This window comes from Streptomyces sp. NPDC044064 (assembly GCF_056434245.1).
On record NZ_JBWKFN010000016.1, the window covers coordinates 100529 to 120745 of the forward strand.

Here is a 20217-nt window from a genome sequence, read left to right on the forward strand (position 1 = left end):
TGGGGTCAGGCCCGGTAGAGGGCCTCGACCTCGCTCTCGTACGCCTTCTCGATCGCCTTCCGCTTCAGCTTCAGCGACGGTGTCAGCAGGCCGTGTTCCTCGGTGAACGGCTGCGCCAGTATGCGGAAGGTACGGATGGACTCGGCCTGCGAGACGAGGGTGTTGGCGGCGACCACCGCCCGTCGCACCTCCGTCTCCAGGTCCGCGTCCCGCACCAGCTGGGCGGGCGTCAGCTTCGGCTTGTTGCGCATCTGCAGCCAGTGCTCCACGGCCTCCTGGTCGAGCGTGACCAGGGCGGCGATGTAGGGGCGGTCGTTGCCGACGACGATGCACTGGTTGACCAGCGGATGGTCGCGGACCCGCTCCTCCAGGACACCGGGGGAGACGCTCTTGCCGCCGGAGGTCACCAGGATCTCCTTCTTGCGGCCGGTGATGGTCAGATAGCCGTCCTCGTCGAGTGAGCCGAGGTCGCCGGTGGCGAGCCAGCCGTCGTGCAGGGTCTCGTCGCTGGCCTTCTGGTTGTTGAGGTAGCCCTGGAAGATGTTGCCGCCGTGCAGCCAGATCTCCCCGTCGTCCGCGATGTGCACGGTGACGCCCGGGATGGCCTGACCGACGGTGCCGTAGCGGGTGCGCTCGGGCGGGTTCGCGGTGGCCGCCGCCGTCGACTCGGTCAGCCCGTAACCCTCGTAGATCTGCACACCCGCGCCCGCGAAGAACAGCCCCAGCCGGCGGTCCATCGCCGAGCCGCCGGACATCGCGTTGCGGATCCGCCCGCCCATCGCCGCCCGGACCTTCGCGTACACGAGCTTGTCGAAGAGCTGGTGCTGCATCCTGAGGGCCGCCGAGGGCCCCGGACCGGTGCCCCAGGCCTTGGCCTCGACGGCATCCGCGTACTTGACGGCGATCTCGACCGCCTTCTCGAACGGACCCGACTTGCCGTCCTTCTCCGCCTTGCGCCGGGCCGCGTTGAACACCTTCTCGAAGATGTACGGCACCGCGAGGATGAACGTCGGCCGGAACGCGGCCAGGTCCGGCAGCAGCGCGGCCGCGTGCAGCTGCGGCTGGTGCCCGAAGCGGACCCGTCCGCGGAACGCCGCGACCTCCACCATCCGGCCGAAGACGTGCGCCAGCGGCAGGAACAGCAGCGTGGACGCCTCGTTGTCCTTCTTGGTGTGGAAGACCGGCTGCCACCGCTCGATCATCGTGTCCGCTTCGTACATGAAGTTCCCGTGCGACAGGACACAGCCCTTGGGGCGACCGGTGGTGCCCGAGGTGTAGATGATCGTGGCGACGGAGTCCGGGGTGACCGCCTGCCGGTGCCGGTGCACCACCTCGTCGTCCAGATGCGCGCCGGCGTCGTACAGCTCCTGTACACAGCCCGCGTCCAGCTGCCACAGGTCGCGCAGCTGCGGGAGCCGGTCGATGACCGTGGCGATGGTCATCGCCTGGTCCTCGTGCTCCACGACCGCCGCCGACACCTCGGCGTCGTACAGCATCCAGAAGCACTGCTCGGCCGAGGACGTCGGGTAGACCGGGACCACCTGGGCGCCGATCGTCCACAGCGCGAAATCGAACAGGGTCCACTCGTAGCGGGTGCGGGACATGATCGCGACCCGGTCGCCGAACCGGACTCCACGGGCGAGAAGCCCCTTGGCCAGGGCGAGGACCTCGTCGCGGAACTCGGCGGAGGTCACGTCCCGCCACTGGCCCGACTCGTCCTTGCGGCCCAGCGCGATGTGCAGGGGGTCGGTCCGGGCATGCTCGAAGACGGCATCGGCCAGGCCGCCCACCGGCGGCGCCGACGCCAACGGAGGGGTGGTGAACTCGCGCAAACCCTCGCTCCCCGTGTCTATGACGCTCCGCACAGCGCCGTGAAAGCTACCCCACCCACAGTCGAGGCGGGAGGGGGTGCGAAATCGACCAATGCTCACCAACGCCACGGTCGGTGCCCGGAAAATACGCTCACATACGGAAGGGTCGGACAGAATACTTACGGTTCAGTAAGTTTCGGCGCCGTAATCTCCACCGAATCTGTACGACCCGGTTACGGCCCATCGCCGCCGCCGGAGGACTCGGGTGCGGGGCACCGTCGTCTTCTGCTTCAGCGTCCCGGAGGCGGATTCCGTCACTCCGGTCTGCTGTGCCGCGGGTGTCCTGACCAGGGCCAGGATCAGCGCACCGGGCCGGGCGGCCGACGTGTCAGCGCCCGCCGGTCCGGCCCCGGTGCAGCCGGTCCCCGCCCGCCAGGACCGCCGCCGCCAGCGCGTCCGCCGCGGCGTCGGCCGCGCCCCGCCGCCGGCCGTGCACCAGGACGAAGTCCACCTTGCCCAGCTCCGGCAGGCCCGAACGGTCCGGTACGCGGAACAGCCCCGGCGGGATCAGCCGCCGGGAGTGGGCCATGACGCCGAGCCCCGCGCGGGCGGCGGCGATCAGGCCGTTGAGACTGCCGCTGGTGCACGCGATCCGCCAGTCGCGCCCCTGTTCCTCCAGCGCCTCCAGGGCGCGGGCGCGGGTGAGGCCGGGCGGCGGATACACGATCAGCGGAACCGGCCGGTCGGGCTCCAGACGGACGTGTTCGGAGCCGATCCACACCAGGTCGTCGCGCCACACCAGCTCGCCGCGCGGATCCTGTGGGCGCCGCTTGGCCAGCACCAGGTCGAGCTTCCCCGCCGCCAGCCGTTCGTGCAGGGTGCCGGACAGCTCCACCGTCAGCTCCAGGTCGACCTCCGGGTGGTCGTGGCGGAAGCCCTCCAGGATCTCCGGCAGCCGGGTGAGGACGAAGTCCTCCGAGGCGCCGAAGCGCAGCCGGCCCCGCACCCGGGTGCCGGTGAAGAAGGCCGCGGCCTGCTCGTGCACCTCCAGCAGCCGGCGGGCGAAGCCCAGCATCGCCTCGCCGTCCTCGGTCAGATCCACGGAGTGGGTGTCCCGGGAGAACAGCTGGCGGCCGGTGGCCTCCTCCAGCCGGCGCACGTGCTGGCTGACCGTGGACTGGCGCAGCCCGAGCCGCCGGGCGGCCTGCGTGAAGCTGAGCGTCTGCGCCACCGCCAGGAACGTGCGCAGCTGGGTGGGGTCGTACACGTGGGAAGCGTAGCGCCGATTATCACAGATGACGATGGCAGTCAGAGTGGTATGCGGGATTCCCGATCGGTGCCCGGGAGAGGACGATGGAGAGGGGCCCTCCGGGCTCCTGCACGTACGTGACGACCTGCAAGTGGAGCACCGTGAAACGCCTGCGCTGGCCGAGCTGGATGCCGATCGACCCGTACATCGTGCTGCTGCTCGGCACGGTGGGCCTCGCCGCGCTCCTCCCGGCCCGGGGCACCGGCGCCGACGTGGCCTCCGGGGCGTCCACGGCCGCGATCGCCTTCCTGTTCTTCCTCTACGGCGCCCGGCTCTCCACCCGTGAGGCGCTGGACGGCCTGCGCCACTGGCGGCTCCACGTCACCGTCCTGGCCTGCACCTTTGTCATCTTCCCGGTGCTCGGTGTGGCCGCACGCGGACTGGTGCCGGTGGTGCTGACCCAGCCGCTGTACCAGGGGCTGCTCTTCCTCACCCTGGTGCCGTCCACGATCCAGTCGTCGATCGCGTTCACCTCGATCGCCCGCGGAAACGTGCCTGCCGCCATCTGCGCGGGCTCGTTCTCCTCGCTGGTCGGCATCCTCGTCACCCCGCTGCTGGCGGCCGGGCTGCTGGGCAACGACGGCGGCGGGTTCTCCGCGGACTCCGTGGTGAAGATCGTGCTCCAGCTGCTGGTGCCGTTCCTCGCCGGGCAGGTGATGCGCCCCTGGATCGGGGGGTTCGTCGCCCGGCACAAGAAGAGCCTCGGTCTGGTCGACCGCGGCTCGATCCTGCTGGTCGTCTACACCGCGTTCAGCGAGGGCATGACCCGGGGCATCTGGCACCAGGTCAGCCCCGTCCGGCTGGCCGCGCTGCTCGGCGTCGAAGCCGCCCTGCTGGCCGTCATGCTGGTCCTGACCTGGTACGGCGGCCGGGCGCTCGGCTTCGGCCGGGAGGACCGGATCGCCATCCAGTTCGCCGGATCGAAGAAGTCCCTCGCCGCCGGGCTGCCGATGGCGAGCGTCCTGTTCGGCGCCCACGCCTCCCTGGCCGTGCTGCCGCTGATGCTCTTCCACCAGATGCAGCTGATGGTGTGCGCGGTCATCGCCAAGCGGCGCTCCCACGATCTGGAGGATCCCGCCCAGGGGTCCCAGGAGTCAGGAGTCTCCTCCGCTCACGCGGTCGAGGGGCAGCCACAGGACCGTGTCCTTCGGTGACCGCAGCACCTTCGGGTCGGACAGCTCCTCGTCGGTCAGGGCACGGTTCCAGACGTGGACCTCGTCGATCGCTCCGGCGAAGAAGGCCCGGCTGTCCATGCGCTGACCGATGTGCACGCCGAACGGCGAGTTGCGGCTGACCGAACCCGGCACGTCGGCCACGGCGGACTGCGTGCCGTCGACGGACAGTGACAGCCGGCCTCCGCCGCGCCTGAGGACGGCGTGGTGCCACTGACCGTCGTTGTACGCGGTGTCCGTGCGTACGAAGGCGGTCTGCGGAGCCGCCGCACCGTTGCGTACGGTGATCAGCCCCTGCACACGGTGGTTGGCGGGCTCGCCGCGCACCCAGACCTGCGGCTGGGTGGTGCCGATGCCACCCATCCAGAGCAGCGGCTGCTCGCCGGTCGTGGCCGTGTACCGGAACCACAGGGACGCGGTGAAGTCGCCGGAGCCGAGTGGAAGCCCGGAGCGGTACGGCAGGCGTACGGCGTCGTCGGTGCCGTCGAACTCCAGCGCGCCGTCGAACACGCCGTCGGTCTCCTCGGCGTCGCCGAGCACCGCGGCCGGGCGGGCGCGTGGGGCGAGATCGGCGGTGTGCGGGTCGGGGCCGCGGCGCGGGGCGAGCCAGTCCTCGGTGAAGCGGGCGAAGCGGATCTCGTCGCGCGCGTCGACCGCCCCGCCCTCGTACAGCAGGCCCAGCGTGTCGTGGTCGACGCGCACCAGGTCGGAGTATCCGGACCAGTCCGTGGTGACGACCGTGCCGCGGTCCACACTGTCCCAGGTGCGGCCGCCGTCGTAGGAGGAGCGGACCGTCATCGTGCGGCGCCGGTCGGGGTCGGCGGGGCAGGCCAGCAGGATGCGGTCGCCGACGCGCAGCATCGAGCCCTGCACCTGCGGGGTGTAGAGGTCCGGGAGGTCGCGGAAGGGCGCGGCGAAGCTGCCGCCGCCGTCCCGGCTGACGGCCTGGGTGCGGTGGCCGAGGTCGGTGCCGTCCTGCTCCCGGCCGCTGACCAGGACCGAGCCGTCCGTGCGTTCGGCGAGGGTGAGCTCGGAGGGCTTCTGCCGGAAGGTGCCGTCGGCGGCGATCGGCCAGGTGTCGGTGGCGCCGATCCGCCAGTGGCCGCCGTGGTCGTCGCTGACGATGAGCGCGGCGTGGTTGGCGCTGACCCGGCTGCCGTCCCACGTCTCGGTGTTGACGCCGAAGACCAGCCGGCCGGCATAGCGGCCGCGGGTGAGCTGGATGCCGTGCACGGGGCCGGTCGCGTACCAGGAGTTCCAGTCGGCGGGCAGGATCTCGGGGCTCAGATCACGCGGCTCGGACCAGGTCTTCCCGTCGTCGTCGCTGTACTGCAGATGCGGGCTGCGGTCACAGGGCACCGAGCAGCTGGCGCTGTCCTTGCGGCCGGTGTTGTACGTCTCCGCGAGCCAGATGCGGCCGGTGTCGCGGTCCACGATCGGCGCCGGGTTGCCGTGGGTGTCGCCCGCGCCCTCGTTGACCACCTGCAGCGGGCCCCAGGTGCGGCCGCCGTCGGTGGAGCGCTTGACCACCAGGTCGATGTCGGCCGCGTCCCCGCAGTTGAGGACCCGGCCCTCGGCGAACGCCAGCAGCGTGCCGTCGGTCGTCCGCACGATCGCCGGTATCCGGAAGCAGGCGTAGCCGGGGTCCTGCGCCGCCTTGAAGAGGACCTGCTGCTCGAACTCGGGCGGATCTGCAGCGGGTTGGGCGTGTGCCGGGTGCGGCAGCACCAGCAGCGCGGCCGCCGTGAGGGCGGCGGCCAGGCAGTTTCTCAGACGGGTGCGGATTCCTGACGGCATGGCGCGACCTGCCCTTCATGCGTCGAGACATCTGGACATCCGGACATCCGACGTCCAACATGCGCGTATCAGACGGTAGTTGGGGCCTCGGGTGCCTCACAAGAAGCGTGCAGCTACTTCAGTGGACTCACGGCCGCAGCACCACCTTGCCGAGGTTGCTCCGCGATTCGATCACCTGGTGCGCCTTCGCCGCGTCCTCCAGGGCGAACTCGCCGTGCACGGCGGGCTTCACGGTGCCGCCGGTGAACAGCTGCCACAGCTCCTGCCGCCACTGCTCGTACAGCTCCGGCCGGCCGCGGGCGATCAGCGCCATCTGGAAGCCGATCACCGACTTGGCGCCGACCAGCAGGTCGTAGGCCTGGATCGTGCCGCCGCCCGAGCTGTAGGCGACCAGCCGGCCGTGCGGGGCGAGTGCGGCGAGGGCGGGGGTGAGCAGATCACCGCCGACCGCGTCGAGCACGCAGCCGACAGGCTCGCCCCAGCTGTCGTCGCCGTACCGGACGCAGTCGTCCGCGCCCAGCGCGCGGACGAAGTCCGCCTTGGCCGGGTCGGACACGGCGCCCACCACCCGGCCCGCACCCCGTGCCCGTGCCAGTTGCACCGCGAGATGCCCGACCCCGCTCGCCGCGGCCGTGACCAGTACCGCCTCCCCCCGTACCGGGCGCGCCGATTCCAGTGCGCCGAGCGCCACCAGTCCGCTGCGCACCAGCGCGACCGCGTCGACGCAGGTGGCGCCGTCGGGTATGGCGGAGGCCATGGCCTCGTGCAGCAGGGCGAAGTCGGCGTACCCGTGGCCGAAGCACAGCCCGGTGACCCGGTCGCCGGGGCGGAAGCGGGTCACGCCCTCGCCCACCGCGGTCACCTCACCGGCGATCTCGCCGCCCAGCGGGACCGGTTCGGCGGCCTCGGTGACCTTGCGGACGATGGGCAGGGTGACGCCGACCGCCTCGCAGCGCACCAGCAGTTCCCCGGGGCCGGGCTCGGGGACGGGTGCCTCCTCCAGGAACAGAGGGCTGCCGGTGGACTCGTACCGGACGCGACGCATCGCAACCTCCAGGAGCCGGGGTGGTCGTTGGGAACACCCATGAATTCATTGGAAGGCCCAACGATAGCGAGGGATCGTTGGGAAGTCCAATGATTCTTCGGTAGGGTGCACGTATGGCCGAAGCCCCCCTCCCCGCGATCCGCGCCCTGCCCAGCTGGCTCCTCGGCCGGGCCGCCGCCCGCGGCCGCTCCCTGGTCGCCGACGCCCTCGCGGCCGAGGGCATGAAGATGTGGCACCACGTGGTGCTCTCCGCCGTCCGCGACCTCGCCCCCGTCGCCCAGGCCGACCTCGGCCGCAGTGTGGGCCTCGATCCCAAGGACCTGGTCGGCGTCCTCAACGACCTGCAGTCCGCCGGCCTCGTCGTACGCGCCCCCGACCCCAAGGACCGGCGCAAGAACGCCGTGTCCCTCACCGACGACGGCACCCGCCTGCTCACCCGCTGCGAGGAGGCCGCCCGCGAGGCCAACGACGAACTGCTCGCCCCGCTGTCGACGGCAGAACGCGATCAGTTCATGGGCCTGTTGATCCGGATTTCCGGCACGGACGGCTGATGGCGGCTAACGTTCCGTCATGACCGCAGCTCCCGTGCTCGATCCGCAGCGCACCGCCCTCGTCCTCGTCGACCTGATGGACCGCATCGTCGCGCTGCCCCTGGAACCCCGCAAGGGCACCGAAGTGCTCGCCACCGCCGAGGAGTTGGCGGCCGCCTTCCGTGCCGCAGGCGCACTCGTCGTGCTGATCCGGGTCGAACGCCCCGCCGTCGCCGAACAGCCGCCCGGCAGCGGGCTGGCGGCCGGGCTGTCCAGGGACGGCGACCTGGAGATCGTCAAACGCACCATCGGCGGCTTCCAGGGCACGGACCTGGACGAGCGGCTGCGTGAACGCGGCATCCGCACCTTGCTGTTCGGCGGCATCGCCACCAACCTCGGCGTCGAGTCCACCGCCCGCGCCGCCGCCGACCTCGGCTACGACCTCGTCTTCGTCGAGGACGCCATGGCCGCGTTCACCACCGCCGAGCACGACGCCTCGGTCAGGCTCGACTTCCCGAGGCTCGGCACGGTCGTGACCGCCGCCCAGGTGCGCCTCACGCCCCGCTGATCCCTCACACCAGCAGCCCGCCCCCGTCCTGCCGCTGTACGGCGAGGCACGCGTGGCGATGCTGCCCGCCGACCACCGGCTCGCCGACAAGCAGGAGCTGTTCCTCGCCGACCTGGCGGACGAGCCGAGGCTCAGCTACGCCCACCCGGGCCCCGACGACGTGCCGATCCGCACGATCGAGGAGAAGTTCGAGTGCGTGGCGAGCGGAGCCGGCATCACGCTCGTACCGGAGTCCGTCGCCCTGCAGTACTCCCGTCCGGACATCACCTACGTGCCGGTCTCGGACGCGGAGCCCGACGAGGTGCTGCTGGCCTGGGAGGCGCGCCGACGCTCACCGCTGATCGCCGGCGTCGTCACCGCCGCCCAGGCGCACGCGGAGGCGGCCGGCTGAGGCGGGGCCCCTGCGGCGCAGGGGGCGCTCCCCGCCGTCCGGGGCCCCGCCGCCGTGCCGCGGGAACCGGTCAGCCCTGGGCGGCCGCGGCCCGCAGGGCGACGCGGTCCTCGCCCGCGTACACGTTCATCGAGGTGCCCCGCAGGAAACCCACGAGGGTCAGACCCGTCTCGGCGGCCAGGTCCACCGCCAGCGACGAGGGTGCCGACACCGCCGCCAGCACCGGGATCCCCGCCATCACCGCCTTCTGCGCCAGCTCGAACGAGGCCCGGCCCGAGACCAGCAGGACCGTCCGCGACAGGGGCAGACCGTCGTTCTGCAGCGCCCGCCCGACCAGCTTGTCGACCGCGTTGTGCCGGCCCACGTCCTCCCGTATGTCCAGCAGCTCGCCGTCCTCGGTGAACAGGGCGGCCGCGTGCAGCCCCCCGGTCCGGTCGAACACCCGCTGGGCCGCCCGCAGCCGGTCGGGCAGGCTCGCCAGCAGCTCGGGGGTGACCCGGACCGGGGGAGTGTCGGCGATCGGCCAGCGCGCGGTCGTGCGCACGGCGTCCAGGCTGGCCTTGCCGCACAGCCCGCACGAGGACGAGGTGTAGACGTTCCGTTCCAGGGTGAAGTCGGGCAGGGCGACGTCCGGGGCGGTCCGCACGTCGACCACGTTGTAGGTGTTCGAGCCGTCCACGGTCGCGCCGGCGCAGTAGACGATGTTCTGCAGGTCGGACGCGGCGGCCAGCACCCCCTCGCTCACCAGGAACCCGGCCGCCAGCGCGAAGTCGTCGCCCGGGGTCCGCATGGTGATCGCGAGCGGCTTCCCGTTCAGCCGGATCTCCAGGGGTTCCTCGGCGACGAGAGTGTCCGGCCGGGTCGAGACCGCGCCGTCCCGGATGCGGAGGACCTTGCGTCGTTCCGTGACTCGTCCCATGTTCTGATCAGCCCCGGTTCTGTACGTGCTGGTAGCCGAAACGGCCCTTGATGCAGAGATTGCCGTGGGTCACCGGGTTGTCGTGCGGTGAGGTGGCCTTCCCGATCTCATTGTCCTGCACATGGAGCGTGAGGTTGCAGCCCACTCCGCAGTACGCGCACACCGTGGTCGTCTGCGACTGCTTCGACTCGTCCCAGGTACCCGCCGCCCGCAGGTCGAACTCCGACTTGAACGACAGCGCCCCCGTCGGGCACACCTCGATGCAGCTCCCCGCAGTACACACAGGCCGACTCGGTCGGCGGCGCCTCGTACTCCTTGATCCACTCGGCGAAGGTGAGCGGGACGCCCAGCTCGCCGGGCCGTGCGAAGCCGCCGGCCGCCCCGCCCAGCAGCACCGCCGGTTCGCGCACGGGGTGTACGAGCTGGTCCAGAAGGTGACACAGCCGTTCACGGGGAGAGTGCTCGGGTGTCCGAGTGTCTGAGGGAAGCCGACAACTCGGGCGCCCGATTCCTGTGGCTTCACCTGCCGTCGTACTCGTGAGTCACTGATCAGACTGGTGGATCCCGCTACCCACGGCAACGAGGGGAATCCCCGACATGCACGGCTCGCGCATCGCCGCCATCGGCCACTACCAGCCCGCGAAGGTACTCACCAACGAGGACCTGGCGAGCATGGTCGACACCAGTGACGAGTGGATCCGCAGCCGTGTGGGCATCCGGACCCGGCACATCGCGGGCCCGGACGAACCGGTCGACGAACTCGCCGCGCACGCCGCCGCCAAGGCCCTGGCCGCTGCGGGGCTCACGGCCCAGGACATCGACCTGGTGCTGGTGGCCACGTCCACCGCGATCGACCGTTCCCCGAACACCGCCGCCCGGGTGGCCGCCCGGCTCGGTATCCCGCAGCCGGCCGCGATGGACGTCAATGTCGTCTGCGCCGGCTTCACCCACGCGCTGGCCACCGCCGACCACACGGTACGAGCGGGCGCCGCGACCCGGGCGCTGGTGATCGGCGCCGACAAGATGTCCGAGATCACGGACTGGAGCGACCGCACCACCTGCGTCCTGGTCGGCGACGGGGCCGGGGCGGCCGTGGTCGAGGCGTGCGCACCGGGTCAGGAGGCGGGGATCGGGCCGGTGCTGTGGGGATCGGTGCCGGAGATGGGCAACGCGGTGCGCATCGAGGGCACGCCGCCGCGGTTCGCGCAGGAGGGGCAGAGCGTCTACCGCTGGGCCACCACCCAGCTGCCGCCCATCGCCCGGCGCGCCTGCGAGAAGGCCGGTGTCGCACCCGCCGACCTCGCGGCGGTCGTGCTGCACCAGGCCAATCTGCGCATCATCGAGCCGCTCGCGGAGAAGCTCGGCGCCGTCAACGCGGTGATCGCGCGCGACGTCACCGAATCGGGTAACACGTCCGCCGCCAGCATCCCGCTCGCCCTGTCCAAGCTGCTCGAGCAGGGTGCCGTCCGCAGCGGCGACCCGGCGCTGCTGTTCGGCTTCGGCGGCAACCTGTCGTACGCGGGGCAGGTCGTACGGTGCCCGTGACGCCGTCCGCTGGGGCGCACGGGGCGGTGTGACCCGCTCGACTCCCACTCCTCCTGGCTTTTGTGCACCGCGGACTGTAGACGAAAGACAATTCATGGTGGGCAGTCCATCGTGTACTGCAAACAGCCTGGAGGGGACCGCGATGTTGCCGACCGGACTGCCGCAGGGAGCCGTACCCAAGCTGGAACGGCCCGGCCCGTTGCGCGACCGTGTCTACGAGGCACTGCTGGAGCTGATCACCACCCGCGCCCTGCGGCCCGGCCGGCACCTCGTGGAGAGCGAGCTCGCCGGACACCTGGGTGTCTCCCGTCAGCCGGTCCGCGAGGCGCTGCAGCGGCTCAACACCGAGGGCTGGGTCGACCTGCGTCCCGCACAGGGCGCGTTCGTCCACGAGCCCACCCGGAACGAGGCCGACCAACTCCTGACGGTCCGCGCCCTCCTGGAGGCGGAGGCGGCCCGACTGGCCGCCCAGAACGCCGACAAGGCGGGCATCGAAGCACTGCAGGAGCTGTGCGCCGAGGGTGAGAAGGCGGTCGCGGCCGAGGACGTGGACCGCGCGGTCGCCCTCAACTCGGCCTTCCACACCAAGGTGATGGAACTGGCGGGCAACACCGTCCTCGCCGAACTGGCCGGCCAGGTCGACCGCCGGGTCCGCTGGTACTACACGCCGGTGGCCGGGCAGCGCGGAAAGCAGTCCTGGATCGAACACCGCGAGCTGATAACTGCGATCACCGCCCGCGACGAACAGCGCGCCACCCACCTGATGCGCGAACACACGGAGCACACCCGCCGCTCGTACCACGAACAGAATGCGTCCTGAGCGCAGTCGGCGGCGCGTGCGAAAATCCCCGGATGGGACCGACCACGGACTCCGCGCCCGTCACACTCCTCCACGCGACTGCCGAACTGCGGCCCGTCATCGAGCAGTTGACCCAGCTGTACCGTCACGACATGTCGGAGTTCCTCGGCCATCTCCCGGCGGCCGACGGGAGGTTCGGGTTCCGCGGCCTGCCGCAGTTCTTCGACGATCCGGAGCGGGAGGCCCTGCTGATCCGGTACGGAACGGCCCCGGGCGGTTTCGTCCTGACCCGTCGCCTGCCCGAGGGCTCTACCTCGATCTCCGCGTTCTTCGTCGTACGGGCCCTGCGCAGGCGCGGCGTCGGCCGGCAGGCCGCTCTCCAGCTCCTGCGCTCCCGCCCGGGAGCATGGGCCATCGCCTTCCAGCAGGCCAACAGCGGCGCCGCCCGCTTCTGGCGTGGCATCGCCACGGCCGCCGTGGGCTCCGCCTGGCACGAGGAAACCCGCCCGGTACCCCCACCGGCGCCCGCCGGCCTGCCGGACGACCACTGGATCTTCCTGGACACGGCGGCCCAGGGGCATCGCCCCGCGCACCGGCGGTAGGGGGCGTCCAGCTCCAGGCGGTGCCGGCGGCCGCGGGTGGCTCACCGTGCGATCCGAGTCGGATCCGGAGCAGGCGATGCGGCTTCGCCCGTCGCCGTCCGGCAACGTGCCTCCACCGCCAGCATCGCCGTCAACACCCCTACCAGGAGCAGTAGTCCGGCGTAGGCCGGGAGAAGGGCGGCCGGCAGGGACGTCAGCAGGGCGAGTGGGGACGCGGCGGCGCGGAAGCGGATCGGGCGGAGCTTCAGGGTGGCGCGGAAGGCCGCGTCGCCGGCCAGGAACAGGGCCACACCGCCCGCCAGGGCCAGCGCCGGGCCCCAGTGCGGGTGTTCGGTGAGGTGGCCGAGGGTCTTCTTCACGCCGGCCGCGAGGAAGGCGATGCCCAGCAGCATGGGCAGGAACGCGTAGTAGTACGCGTTCATGGCCAGGCGCCACCGCTGCGGTGCCGGTGTCGCGCGGAACACGGCCTCCGCACCCTCCTCGTCGCGTACGAAGTACGTCCACCACAGCGCGACGGCGAGGGCCAGCGCCAGGAACGCCCCGCCGAACAGGCCCGGCGTGAGCGGCAGATCGCCGATGCCGACGCCGATGGAGATCACGGACTCGCCGAAGGCGATGATCAGCAGCAGCCCGTGCCGTTCCACGAAGTGTGCCGGGTCCAGGGTGCCCAGCTGCACCCGGAGCGTTGCCGCACTGCGCCCGTCCCTGCGGCCCGGTCCGTGCTCGGCGACGAACGGGGTCACGAACTGCAGGGCGATCGCCAGCAGCCAGAGACCGTCCGCCGCGAGGCCGTCGGTGCCGCCCGCGGCCGTCACGGAGAGGGCGGCCAGCGCGTTCGGTACGCCGTACCAGATGGAGTCCCAGCCGTGGCTGCGTGTGTACAGCGCCGTGTGCACGATCACCACCAGCAGGAAGCCCAGTCCGAAGACCACGCCGGTGTCGTCGAAGACCCGGGGGATCGCCAGTGCGCAGATCAGGAACGCGGCCATGCCCAGCATCAGCAGCAGCCGCCGCGACGGGCGGTCGGGCGGCACCTGGTTGGTGAGGTAGGCGTAGGCGCCGTACATCCAGAACAGCACGACCAGGATCAGCGCGACACGGGCGGCCGTGGCGAACGACAGGTCGTGTGCCAGCAGCACGGTGAGCTGGGTCAGTGTGAAGACGAAGACGAGGTCGAAGAAGAGTTCCAGGCTGGTGACCCGGCGTCCTGGTTCCTCGGTGCCTCTGGGCGCGGGCGTGGTGTCCGTGTCCCTGTCCATGGTGCGATGTTCCCCCTCCGATGATCGGTGAGCAGATCGTAGAGGGGGAACACACGCTGGGCGGAGCGGAGTTGGTCGGCATGCGCCCCGTTGCAGCCCCACGCGCCGACCACAGCAGGGACCCCGTCTTGTGCTGGGCGAGCGCCACCTGACCGCCGATGAGCAGCATCGGCGACTCCGCGCGGAAGGCGGCGTGGGCGGCCACCTGCTCGTGGCGTACGTCGACGGCACCCCGGTGCCTTCGGCGGAGGTCACCGACTCGCCCGAGGAGGCCCGTGAGCCGGCGCACCGGCTCGGCGGCCGCGTCGTGGTCAAGGCGCAGGTGAAGACCGGCGGCCGGGGCAAGGTGGGCGGTGCGAAGCTCGCCGCGGACCCGGCGGCGGCCGAGCCGACCGCCCGGCAGATCGGTCAGTCCAACGGGCCTCGCCGCCTTCCAAGACGACCCCGACACCGAACTCGTCGTCCTCATCGGGGAGATCGGCGGCGACGCGGAGGAACGCGCGGCCGCCTACATCCGCGACCACGTCACCAAGCCGGTCGTCGGCTACATCGCCGGGTTCACCGCACCCGAGGGCCGGACCATGGGCCGCGCGGGCGCCATCGTCTCCGGGTGACTTCACTCATAGTCGGTGCACGGTGACTGTCGGCATCCCCGGCCCGTCGGTAGCTTCTTCGGGCACTGCCGCGGCTCCCGCGCAAGACGTCCGGCGTACGACGGTGCGAGCCGTGCGCCGGACGGCCCCGCACCTCCTGCCCCCGCCACCACCCTTCCAAGGAAGGCCCACGGGTCCCCGGAAGGTCCCGCGGCCCTTTCCTCTCGACCGTGCACCGAGAGCGGAGTATGCGAATGGCACCCACCCTCACCCTCAAGGCCGGAACGTCCTGGGCCGAGGCCTGGCAGCGCTGCCTTGCCGCCGCGCCCGAGGCGTTCCGGGACGACCGCGTCCTCAACCTCTGGAACGCCGCCTGGCACGCGGACGGCCGGGCGCTGCCCGCCATCAGCCCGGTCGACGGCACCCCCATCGCGGGTCCGCCCCGGCTGGACCGGGCCACCGCCCGGCAGGCCGTGCGGGCCTCGCTCGACCAGCACCGCGCCTGGCGGCACATCCCGCCGGCCGAACGCCGGGCCCGGGTCGCCGCCACCCTCGACGCGCTCACGCACCACCGTGAACTCCTCGCACTGCTGCTCGTCTGGGAGATCGGCAAGCCGTGGCGGCTCGCCCAGGCGGACGTCGACCGGGCCATCGACGGGGTGCGCTGGTACGTGGACGGCATCGAGCCGATGATCGCCGGCCGGGCACCGCTGGACGGCCCGGTGTCCAACATCGCGAGCTGGAACTACCCGATGAGCGTCCTCGCCCACGCCCTGCTGGTCCAGGCACTCGCGGGCAACGCCGTCATCGCCAAGACCCCGACCGACGGCGGGGTCGCCTGCCTGACCCTCGCCTGCGCGCTCGCCGCCCGTGAGGGAATCCCCATCACCCTGGTCAGCGGCAGCGGGGGCGAACTCTCGCAAGCGCTGGTGCGCGCGCCCGAGATCGGCTGCGTCTCCTTCGTCGGCGGCCGCGACACCGGCGCCGCCGTCGCCACGGCCGTCACCGATCTCGGCAAACGGCACGTACTGGAGCAGGAGGGCCTGAACACCTGGGGCATCTGGAACCATTCGGACTGGGACGCGTTCACCGCGGTCGTCCCCAAGCTCTTCGACTACGGCAAACAGCGCTGCACGGCCTACCCGCGCTTCGTGGTCCAGCGCGACCTCTTCGACCAGTTCCTCTCCGCGTACCTGCCGGCGGTCCGCAGGGTCAGGGTCGGCCACCCCCTGGCGGTGGAGCGAAGCGACGACCCCTGCCCGGAACTGGACTTCGGCCCGGTGATCAACGCGGCCAAGGCCAAGGACCTGCGCGACCAGGTCACCGAGGCCGTCGACCGCGGCGCCGTCCCCCTGTACCGCGGCAAGGAGGCCGACGCCCGCTTCCTGCCCGGCCAGGACACCTCGGCCTACGTCCACCCGGTCACCCTGCTCAACCCGCCCCGCTCCTCCCCGCTCCACCACGCGGAACCCTTCGGCCCGGTCGACACCATCGTCCTGGTCGACACGGAGGCGGAGTTGCTGGCCGCGATGAACGCCTCCAACGGCGCCCTGGTCGCGACGCTCTCCACCGACGACAGGGCCACGTTCGAGAGGCTGGCGCCGCAGATCCGTGCCTTCAAGGTCGGCCACGGCACGCCCCGCTCCCGCGGGGACCGCGACGAACTGTTCGGCGGGTTCGGTGCCTCCTGGCGTGGCGCGTTCGTCGGCGGTGAACTGCTCGTGCGCGCCGTCACCCGTGGCCCGGCCGGCGAGCGGCTGCCCGGGAACTTCCCCGACTACCAGCTGATGCCCTGACCACCACGTCCAGCCGCTCCGCGCACGCCCGGTCACTCCGCGTGCACCCCGTCGGCCGGGGCGCACAGTCGCGCCCCGGTCACCGCTGACCGCACGGATATGCAGGTGAAACGCACTCCGAAACCTTGGTATTGTTGTCCATGTCGCCGCGGGGAACAGCCCCCGCAAGGCGACAGACACCTGGTCCGGGTGGCGGAATGGCAGACGCGCTAGCTTGAGGTGCTAGTGCCCTTTATCGGGCGTGGGGGTTCAAGTCCCCCCTCGGACACTTCTTCTTCACAAGGCCTGGTCAGTGCTCTGACCAGGCTTTTTGTATGAGTGGTCCGATAGCTGGTCGAAATCTGCGAGCGTGGCAGAGTAGGCGTACGGGACCCGCGGTCGGGTGCTGGACGGCCGCGCCGGGGACTCTCCGGGGCGGCCGCGTGCGAGCCGGCAGCGTCGGTCAGCTGCGACGGTGCGCCGACTCCTCCAGCCGCTCGACCAGTTCGGCAGCCATGGCCTTGATGGTTTCCAGCCCCTTGCGCCCCCACGGCTGTGGGTCCTGGTCGACCACGCAGATCGTGCCCAGCACCACGCCGGTGCTGTCTATCAGCGGTGCGCCCAGGTAGGAGTGGACGCCGATCGCGTCGACCACCGGGTTGCCGGCGAACCTCGGGAAGTCCCGGATGTCCTCCAGCACCAGCGCCCGGCGGCGCTTGACCACGTGCGGGCAGATGCCCATGTCGATGTCGCGGGGCATGACGCGGCCGGGCACCGGATCCTCCAGCAGCGGCGGCCCCACGTGGGCCGTGGTGTCCTGCGCAGCGCTGTACAACCCTGCGAAGTACTGGCGGTCGGCGTCGAGGAAGAAGTTGACCCCGGCGTAGCAGCCGCCGGTACGGCGTGCCAGCTCCCGTGCGAAGGCGTCGAGTTCGGCATCCGGACGAGCATCGATGCCGAGCTCGCGCAGCCGCTCGGACCGGGCACGCACCTGTGGATCCTCCGGAGGCAGGAGCAGATGGCGCAGGGCGATCCCGGACTCAGGCCCGGACGGAGGGTTGGTCGGTGTCGCTGCCATGGGAACTCCTTGTTGTGATCAGATGCTGAATCAGATCGAGCAGCACGCGTATGCCCGAGTTCTGGACGCGGGCGTCGCACAGCACCACCGGCACCTCCTGCCTGAGGTCGAGCGCGGTCCGCACCTCCTCCCCGCGGTAGCGGTGAGCCCCGTCGAACTCGTTGACGGCGACGACGAAGGGGATGCCGCGCCGCTCGAAGAAGTCCACCGCCGCGAAGGAGTGCTCCAGCCTGCGGGTGTCGGCGAGAACCACTGCCCCGAGCGCTCCCTCGGAGAGTTCGTCCCACATGAACCAGAAGCGCTCCTGCCCGGGCGTGCCGAACAAGTACAGGACGTGGGACGCACTGAGCGTGATCCGGCCGAAGTCCAGGGCCACCGTGGTGGTGGCCTTGTTCTCCACTCCTTCCAGCCGGTCCGTGGCCGCGCTGACGGCGGTCAGCATCTCCTCGGTGCTCAGCGGCTCGATCTCGCTGAGCGCGTTGACGAAGGTGGTCTTTCCCACGCCGAACCCGCCGGCGATCAGCACCTTGACTCCCACCGGCAGGACTTCGGCGGGCAGCGGGTCACAGTCGTTTGAGGAGGCCATCGCGTACCGCTTCCAGGAGGTCTCGATCAGGTCGTGCGCAGTGGCCCGTGGGCGCCGGGGGCGTATCACCTGCGACCACCGCGCCTCCCTCGGCCAGATCGGACAGCAGTACCTTGACCACGGCGGCGGGCACCTGCATCCGGGCCGCGACCTCGGCAACGCTCACCGGCTGTTCGCACAGCGCCAGCACCTGCGCATGCTCCAGGCCGAAAGCGCCCTGCGTCTGGGCGCCGGTGGCCCGCACCGTGGTCACCAGCGTGAAGTGGGACGTGGCCCTGGTCCGGCCGTCGCTCACGGTGTAGGGACGGACCAGTCGCCCGGCCGCTTCGTCGATCTGCGGTCCGTCCGGGAGGACCGGCGTCATCGGTCACCCCACCGGGTGCCGGGGCGGTGTGGCCAGGTGCGGGCGCACGCTCTTCACCATCATCCCCATCTCGTAGCCCAGTACCGCCGCGTCCGCATCGCGTCCGGCCAGCACGGCCAGCACCGCGCCGTGCCCGGCGGACGAGACGAACAGCAGCGAGGTGCTGAGCTCCGTCACGATCTGTCGCACGTCACCGCCGTCGTCGAAGTGCCGTCCCGCGCTGCGCGCCAACGAGTACAGCCCACTGGCGAGCGCGGCCAACTGGTCTGCGGCGTCCTTGTCGAGCCCCTCCGCTGCCTTCACCAGCCCGTCCGAGGACAGCAACAAGGCGCTTCGAGTGTGCGGCACCCGGTTCACCAGACCCGTCAACAGCCAGGAAAGGTCTTCGCTCGCCACGATCGTGTACTCCTGTTCGGCAGAAGGAAACGTTTTGCTGCACGGACTCCGGGCCTTCAGGGCGGCCTCGGCCATCAGGGCGTCTCCGCTTCGTCGGCCCTGCGTAGTCCGGTCTGGAATGCGGCCATCAGGCCCGGGTCGTGTGCGATGTCCTCGGACGCACCGGCGCCGCGGACCGGGGGCGGCAGTTCGGCGGCGTGGTCCTGGCGGCGGCGCTGAGGCAGCCGCGGACGGTCGTCCTCGCCGTCGGAGGGGACACGGGCGGGCTCGGGTTCGGAATCGGACACGCGTGGATCCGCAACTACGGTCGTCTCTATCGCCCGCCGGTCCGCCGCCTCGGGCTCCACCGGGTCTTGCGGCTCCGCGTCAGGGGTCGGGACGGTGTGGAGCGCCGGCGCGGGAGCTGTCGGCTGCGGACCGAGCAGTGCCTCGGGCAGCACCATGACGGCCTGAGTGCCGCCGTAGACGTTGCTCAGCAACTGCACGGCGATGTCGTGCCGCTGAGCCAGGACGGAGACCACGTACAGGCCGATCCGGCCGTCTTGCAGCAGCTCGCCGAGGGCGACCTTGTCGGGTGCGCTCAAAACGGTGTTCATCTGGCTGCGCTCGGCCGGGGACATGCCCAGGCCCCGGTCCTCGACCTCGATCGCCACCCCCGCGGCGACGGGCTCCACGCGCACGTGCACGGTGGTGTGGGGCGGTGAGAAGACCGTCGCGTTCTCCACCAGCTCGGCCAGCAGATGGACGACGTCGACCACGGCGTGGCCGCTGACCGTTCCCTCGACGGGCGGGACCAGCTTGACCCGGGCGTACTGGTCGATCTCGGCGACGGCGGAACGAAGCACGTCGGTCAGGGCGACGGGGCGGGTCCACTGACGGTGGGTGTTCGCGCCGCCGAGCACGGCCAGGTTCTCGGCGTAGCGGCGGATCCGGGTGGACAGGTGGTCCACCCGGAACAGCCCCTTGAGCAGGTCGGGGTCCTCGACCTCGTTCTCCAGGTCGTCCAGCAGGCCGATCTCGCGGTGCACCAGGGACTCCAGGCGGCGCGCCAGGTTGGCGAACACCTCGAACTGCTCCAGCCGGGAGTTGTGTTCCGCACCGACCGCAGAGGCGGCGGTCTCCAGCAGGGCTGCCTCCGCCTCGTGCCGGGCCACAGCGATCTCGAATCCGAGGCGGGAGAGTTCGTCCGGGCCGGTTTGCGGCGGCAGTTCCGACCGGCGCCGCACAGGCCGCTCCCCGGCCTGCAACCGACGGCACAGCGACTCCAGTTCGGCCCTGCCCTCGGCTGTGGTACGGGTCAGCTCGGCCAGCTCGGCACGGTTTCGGTCGGCTGCGCGGGACAGCTCCGCCCAGTGCCTGGTGACTGCTCTTGCCTCCGCCGAAGCCCGTATGCCCGCGATCCCGGCCGCCATGGTGCTGATGAGCACCAAGCCGCCGAACACCGCGCCCTGGTCCGCCCGGTTCAGGTGGCCATCACGGACCAGCGCGGTGGCCACCGCAGCGGTCACGGCGACCACGCCCGGCGGCAGCACGGACGACAGCACCAGACGCCGCCTCAAGGACCCGGCTCGCGACTCGGCCGTCGCACGGGAGGTCACGGGCGACGCCGGCCGGTCGTCCGGCGGCATGGAAGGATCTGGCATAAAAGTCCCTGGACAGTGCGATGATCGGGCCGAGC

The 20217-nt window shown here is 71.3% G+C and carries 19 protein-coding genes, 1 tRNA gene and 3 pseudogenes; 11 read left to right on the top strand and 12 right to left on the bottom strand.

Annotation, left to right across the window (positions count from 1 at the left end):
• Window positions 1-5 precede the first annotated feature (5 nt).
• Window positions 6-1832, bottom strand: coding sequence for an AMP-dependent synthetase/ligase (locus tag AC07DS_RS25560; RefSeq protein ID WP_479148816.1), 1827 nt, complete (start codon window positions 1830-1832; stop codon window positions 6-8).
• 367 nt (window positions 1833-2199) lie between these two features.
• A complete protein-coding gene (locus AC07DS_RS25565) occupies window positions 2200-3078 on the bottom strand; it encodes a LysR substrate-binding domain-containing protein (protein ID WP_479148820.1) in 879 nt (292 codons plus the stop codon).
• 143 nt (window positions 3079-3221) lie between these two features.
• On the opposite strand from AC07DS_RS25565, the gene AC07DS_RS25570 reads away from it, so the two are divergent.
• Window positions 3222-4274 carry a bile acid:sodium symporter family protein gene (locus AC07DS_RS25570; RefSeq protein WP_479148999.1) on the top strand — a complete coding sequence of 351 codons (1053 nt, stop codon included), beginning with the start codon at window positions 3222-3224 and terminating at the stop codon, window positions 4272-4274.
• Here the strand turns inward: AC07DS_RS25570 and AC07DS_RS25575 are convergent.
• Together AC07DS_RS25575 and AC07DS_RS25580 are read right to left on the bottom strand one after the other, a co-directional pair.
• On the bottom strand, window positions 4215-6089 hold the full coding sequence (locus AC07DS_RS25575; RefSeq protein WP_479148821.1) for an exo-alpha-sialidase: 1875 nt from the start codon (window positions 6087-6089) through the stop codon (window positions 4215-4217). The genes AC07DS_RS25570 and AC07DS_RS25575 overlap by 60 nt on opposite strands.
• 127 nt (window positions 6090-6216) lie before the next feature.
• The gene (locus AC07DS_RS25580) at window positions 6217-7134 is read right to left on the bottom strand and encodes a quinone oxidoreductase family protein (RefSeq protein ID WP_479148823.1); all 918 of its coding nucleotides are present in this window, start codon (window positions 7132-7134) and stop codon (window positions 6217-6219) included.
• Between the two features lie 113 nt (window positions 7135-7247).
• Here AC07DS_RS25580 and AC07DS_RS25585 point away from each other — a divergent pair, with 113 nt between their 5' ends.
• From AC07DS_RS25585 to AC07DS_RS25595, 3 genes are read left to right on the top strand one after another with little or no spacing between them, the layout of a single operon-like run.
• Window positions 7248-7685 carry a MarR family winged helix-turn-helix transcriptional regulator gene (locus AC07DS_RS25585; protein ID WP_479148824.1) on the top strand — a complete coding sequence of 146 codons (438 nt, stop codon included), beginning with the start codon at window positions 7248-7250 and terminating at the stop codon, window positions 7683-7685.
• A 19-nt stretch (window positions 7686-7704) separates the two neighbouring features.
• Window positions 7705-8232: an isochorismatase family protein gene (locus AC07DS_RS25590; RefSeq protein WP_479148826.1), complete on the top strand. Its 528-nt coding sequence runs from the start codon at window positions 7705-7707 to the stop codon at window positions 8230-8232.
• A 34-nt stretch (window positions 8233-8266) separates the two neighbouring features.
• Window positions 8267-8623, top strand: a complete 357-nt coding sequence (locus AC07DS_RS25595; RefSeq protein ID WP_479149001.1) for a LysR substrate-binding domain-containing protein — start codon at window positions 8267-8269, stop codon at window positions 8621-8623.
• Between the two features lie 70 nt (window positions 8624-8693).
• Here the strand turns inward: AC07DS_RS25595 and fdhD are convergent, their stop codons facing one another.
• Entirely contained in the window at window positions 8694-9542 is an 849-nt protein-coding gene (gene fdhD / locus AC07DS_RS25600) for a formate dehydrogenase accessory sulfurtransferase FdhD (RefSeq protein WP_479148828.1), read from the bottom strand.
• A 7-nt stretch (window positions 9543-9549) separates the two neighbouring features.
• Window positions 9550-9856 (bottom strand): annotated as a pseudogene (locus tag AC07DS_RS25605) (4Fe-4S binding protein); the annotation flags it as partial.
• A gap of 283 nt (window positions 9857-10139) precedes the next feature.
• On the opposite strand from AC07DS_RS25605, the gene AC07DS_RS25610 reads away from it, so the two are divergent.
• The 3 genes from AC07DS_RS25610 (at window position 10140) to AC07DS_RS25620 (ending at window position 12488) form a co-directional block, all read left to right on the top strand.
• Complete coding sequence (locus tag AC07DS_RS25610; RefSeq protein WP_145884742.1) at window positions 10140-11087, top strand: beta-ketoacyl-ACP synthase III; 948 nt, start codon at window positions 10140-10142, stop codon at window positions 11085-11087.
• A 142-nt stretch (window positions 11088-11229) separates the two neighbouring features.
• Window positions 11230-11907, top strand: coding sequence for a GntR family transcriptional regulator (locus AC07DS_RS25615; RefSeq protein WP_479148831.1), 678 nt, complete (start codon window positions 11230-11232; stop codon window positions 11905-11907).
• Between the two features lie 32 nt (window positions 11908-11939).
• Complete coding sequence (locus tag AC07DS_RS25620; protein WP_479148832.1) at window positions 11940-12488, top strand: GNAT family N-acetyltransferase; 549 nt, start codon at window positions 11940-11942, stop codon at window positions 12486-12488.
• Window positions 12489-12529: 41 nt separating this feature from the next.
• Here AC07DS_RS25620 and AC07DS_RS25625 read toward each other — a convergent pair whose 3' ends face one another.
• The gene (locus AC07DS_RS25625; protein WP_479148834.1) at window positions 12530-13747 is read right to left on the bottom strand and encodes a low temperature requirement protein A; all 1218 of its coding nucleotides are present in this window, start codon (window positions 13745-13747) and stop codon (window positions 12530-12532) included.
• A gap of 193 nt (window positions 13748-13940) precedes the next feature.
• Here AC07DS_RS25625 and AC07DS_RS25630 point away from each other — a divergent pair.
• The 4 genes and pseudogenes from AC07DS_RS25630 to AC07DS_RS25645 all read left to right on the top strand — a co-directional run.
• Window positions 13941-14153: pseudogene (locus tag AC07DS_RS25630) on the top strand (ATP-grasp domain-containing protein); the annotation flags it as partial.
• A gap of 16 nt (window positions 14154-14169) precedes the next feature.
• Window positions 14170-14358 (top strand): annotated as a pseudogene (locus AC07DS_RS25635) (succinate--CoA ligase subunit alpha); the annotation flags it as partial.
• Window positions 14359-14594: 236 nt separating this feature from the next.
• Window positions 14595-16136, top strand: a complete 1542-nt coding sequence (locus tag AC07DS_RS25640) for an aldehyde dehydrogenase family protein (RefSeq protein ID WP_479148836.1) — start codon at window positions 14595-14597, stop codon at window positions 16134-16136.
• Window positions 16137-16319: 183 nt separating this feature from the next.
• Window positions 16320-16404, top strand: a tRNA-Leu gene (locus tag AC07DS_RS25645).
• 174 nt (window positions 16405-16578) lie between these two features.
• Here the strand turns inward: AC07DS_RS25645 and AC07DS_RS25650 are convergent.
• From AC07DS_RS25650 to AC07DS_RS25670, 5 genes are all read right to left on the bottom strand, one after another.
• The gene (locus tag AC07DS_RS25650; protein WP_479148838.1) at window positions 16579-17193 is read right to left on the bottom strand and encodes a GAF domain-containing protein; all 615 of its coding nucleotides are present in this window, start codon (window positions 17191-17193) and stop codon (window positions 16579-16581) included.
• On the bottom strand, window positions 17156-17779 hold the full coding sequence (locus tag AC07DS_RS25655) for a GTP-binding protein (RefSeq protein WP_479148840.1): 624 nt from the start codon (window positions 17777-17779) through the stop codon (window positions 17156-17158). The genes AC07DS_RS25650 and AC07DS_RS25655 overlap by 38 nt, the downstream gene beginning before the upstream one ends.
• On the bottom strand, window positions 17757-18143 hold the full coding sequence (locus AC07DS_RS25660; protein WP_479148842.1) for a DUF742 domain-containing protein: 387 nt from the start codon (window positions 18141-18143) through the stop codon (window positions 17757-17759). Before AC07DS_RS25660 ends, AC07DS_RS25655 begins: the two co-directional genes overlap by 23 nt.
• 3 nt (window positions 18144-18146) lie before the next feature.
• A complete protein-coding gene (locus tag AC07DS_RS25665) occupies window positions 18147-18539 on the bottom strand; it encodes a roadblock/LC7 domain-containing protein (RefSeq protein WP_106960650.1) in 393 nt (130 codons plus the stop codon).
• 74 nt (window positions 18540-18613) lie between these two features.
• Window positions 18614-20083, bottom strand: coding sequence for a sensor histidine kinase (locus AC07DS_RS25670; RefSeq protein ID WP_479148844.1), 1470 nt, complete (start codon window positions 20081-20083; stop codon window positions 18614-18616).
• Between the last annotated feature and the right edge of the window lie 134 nt (window positions 20084-20217).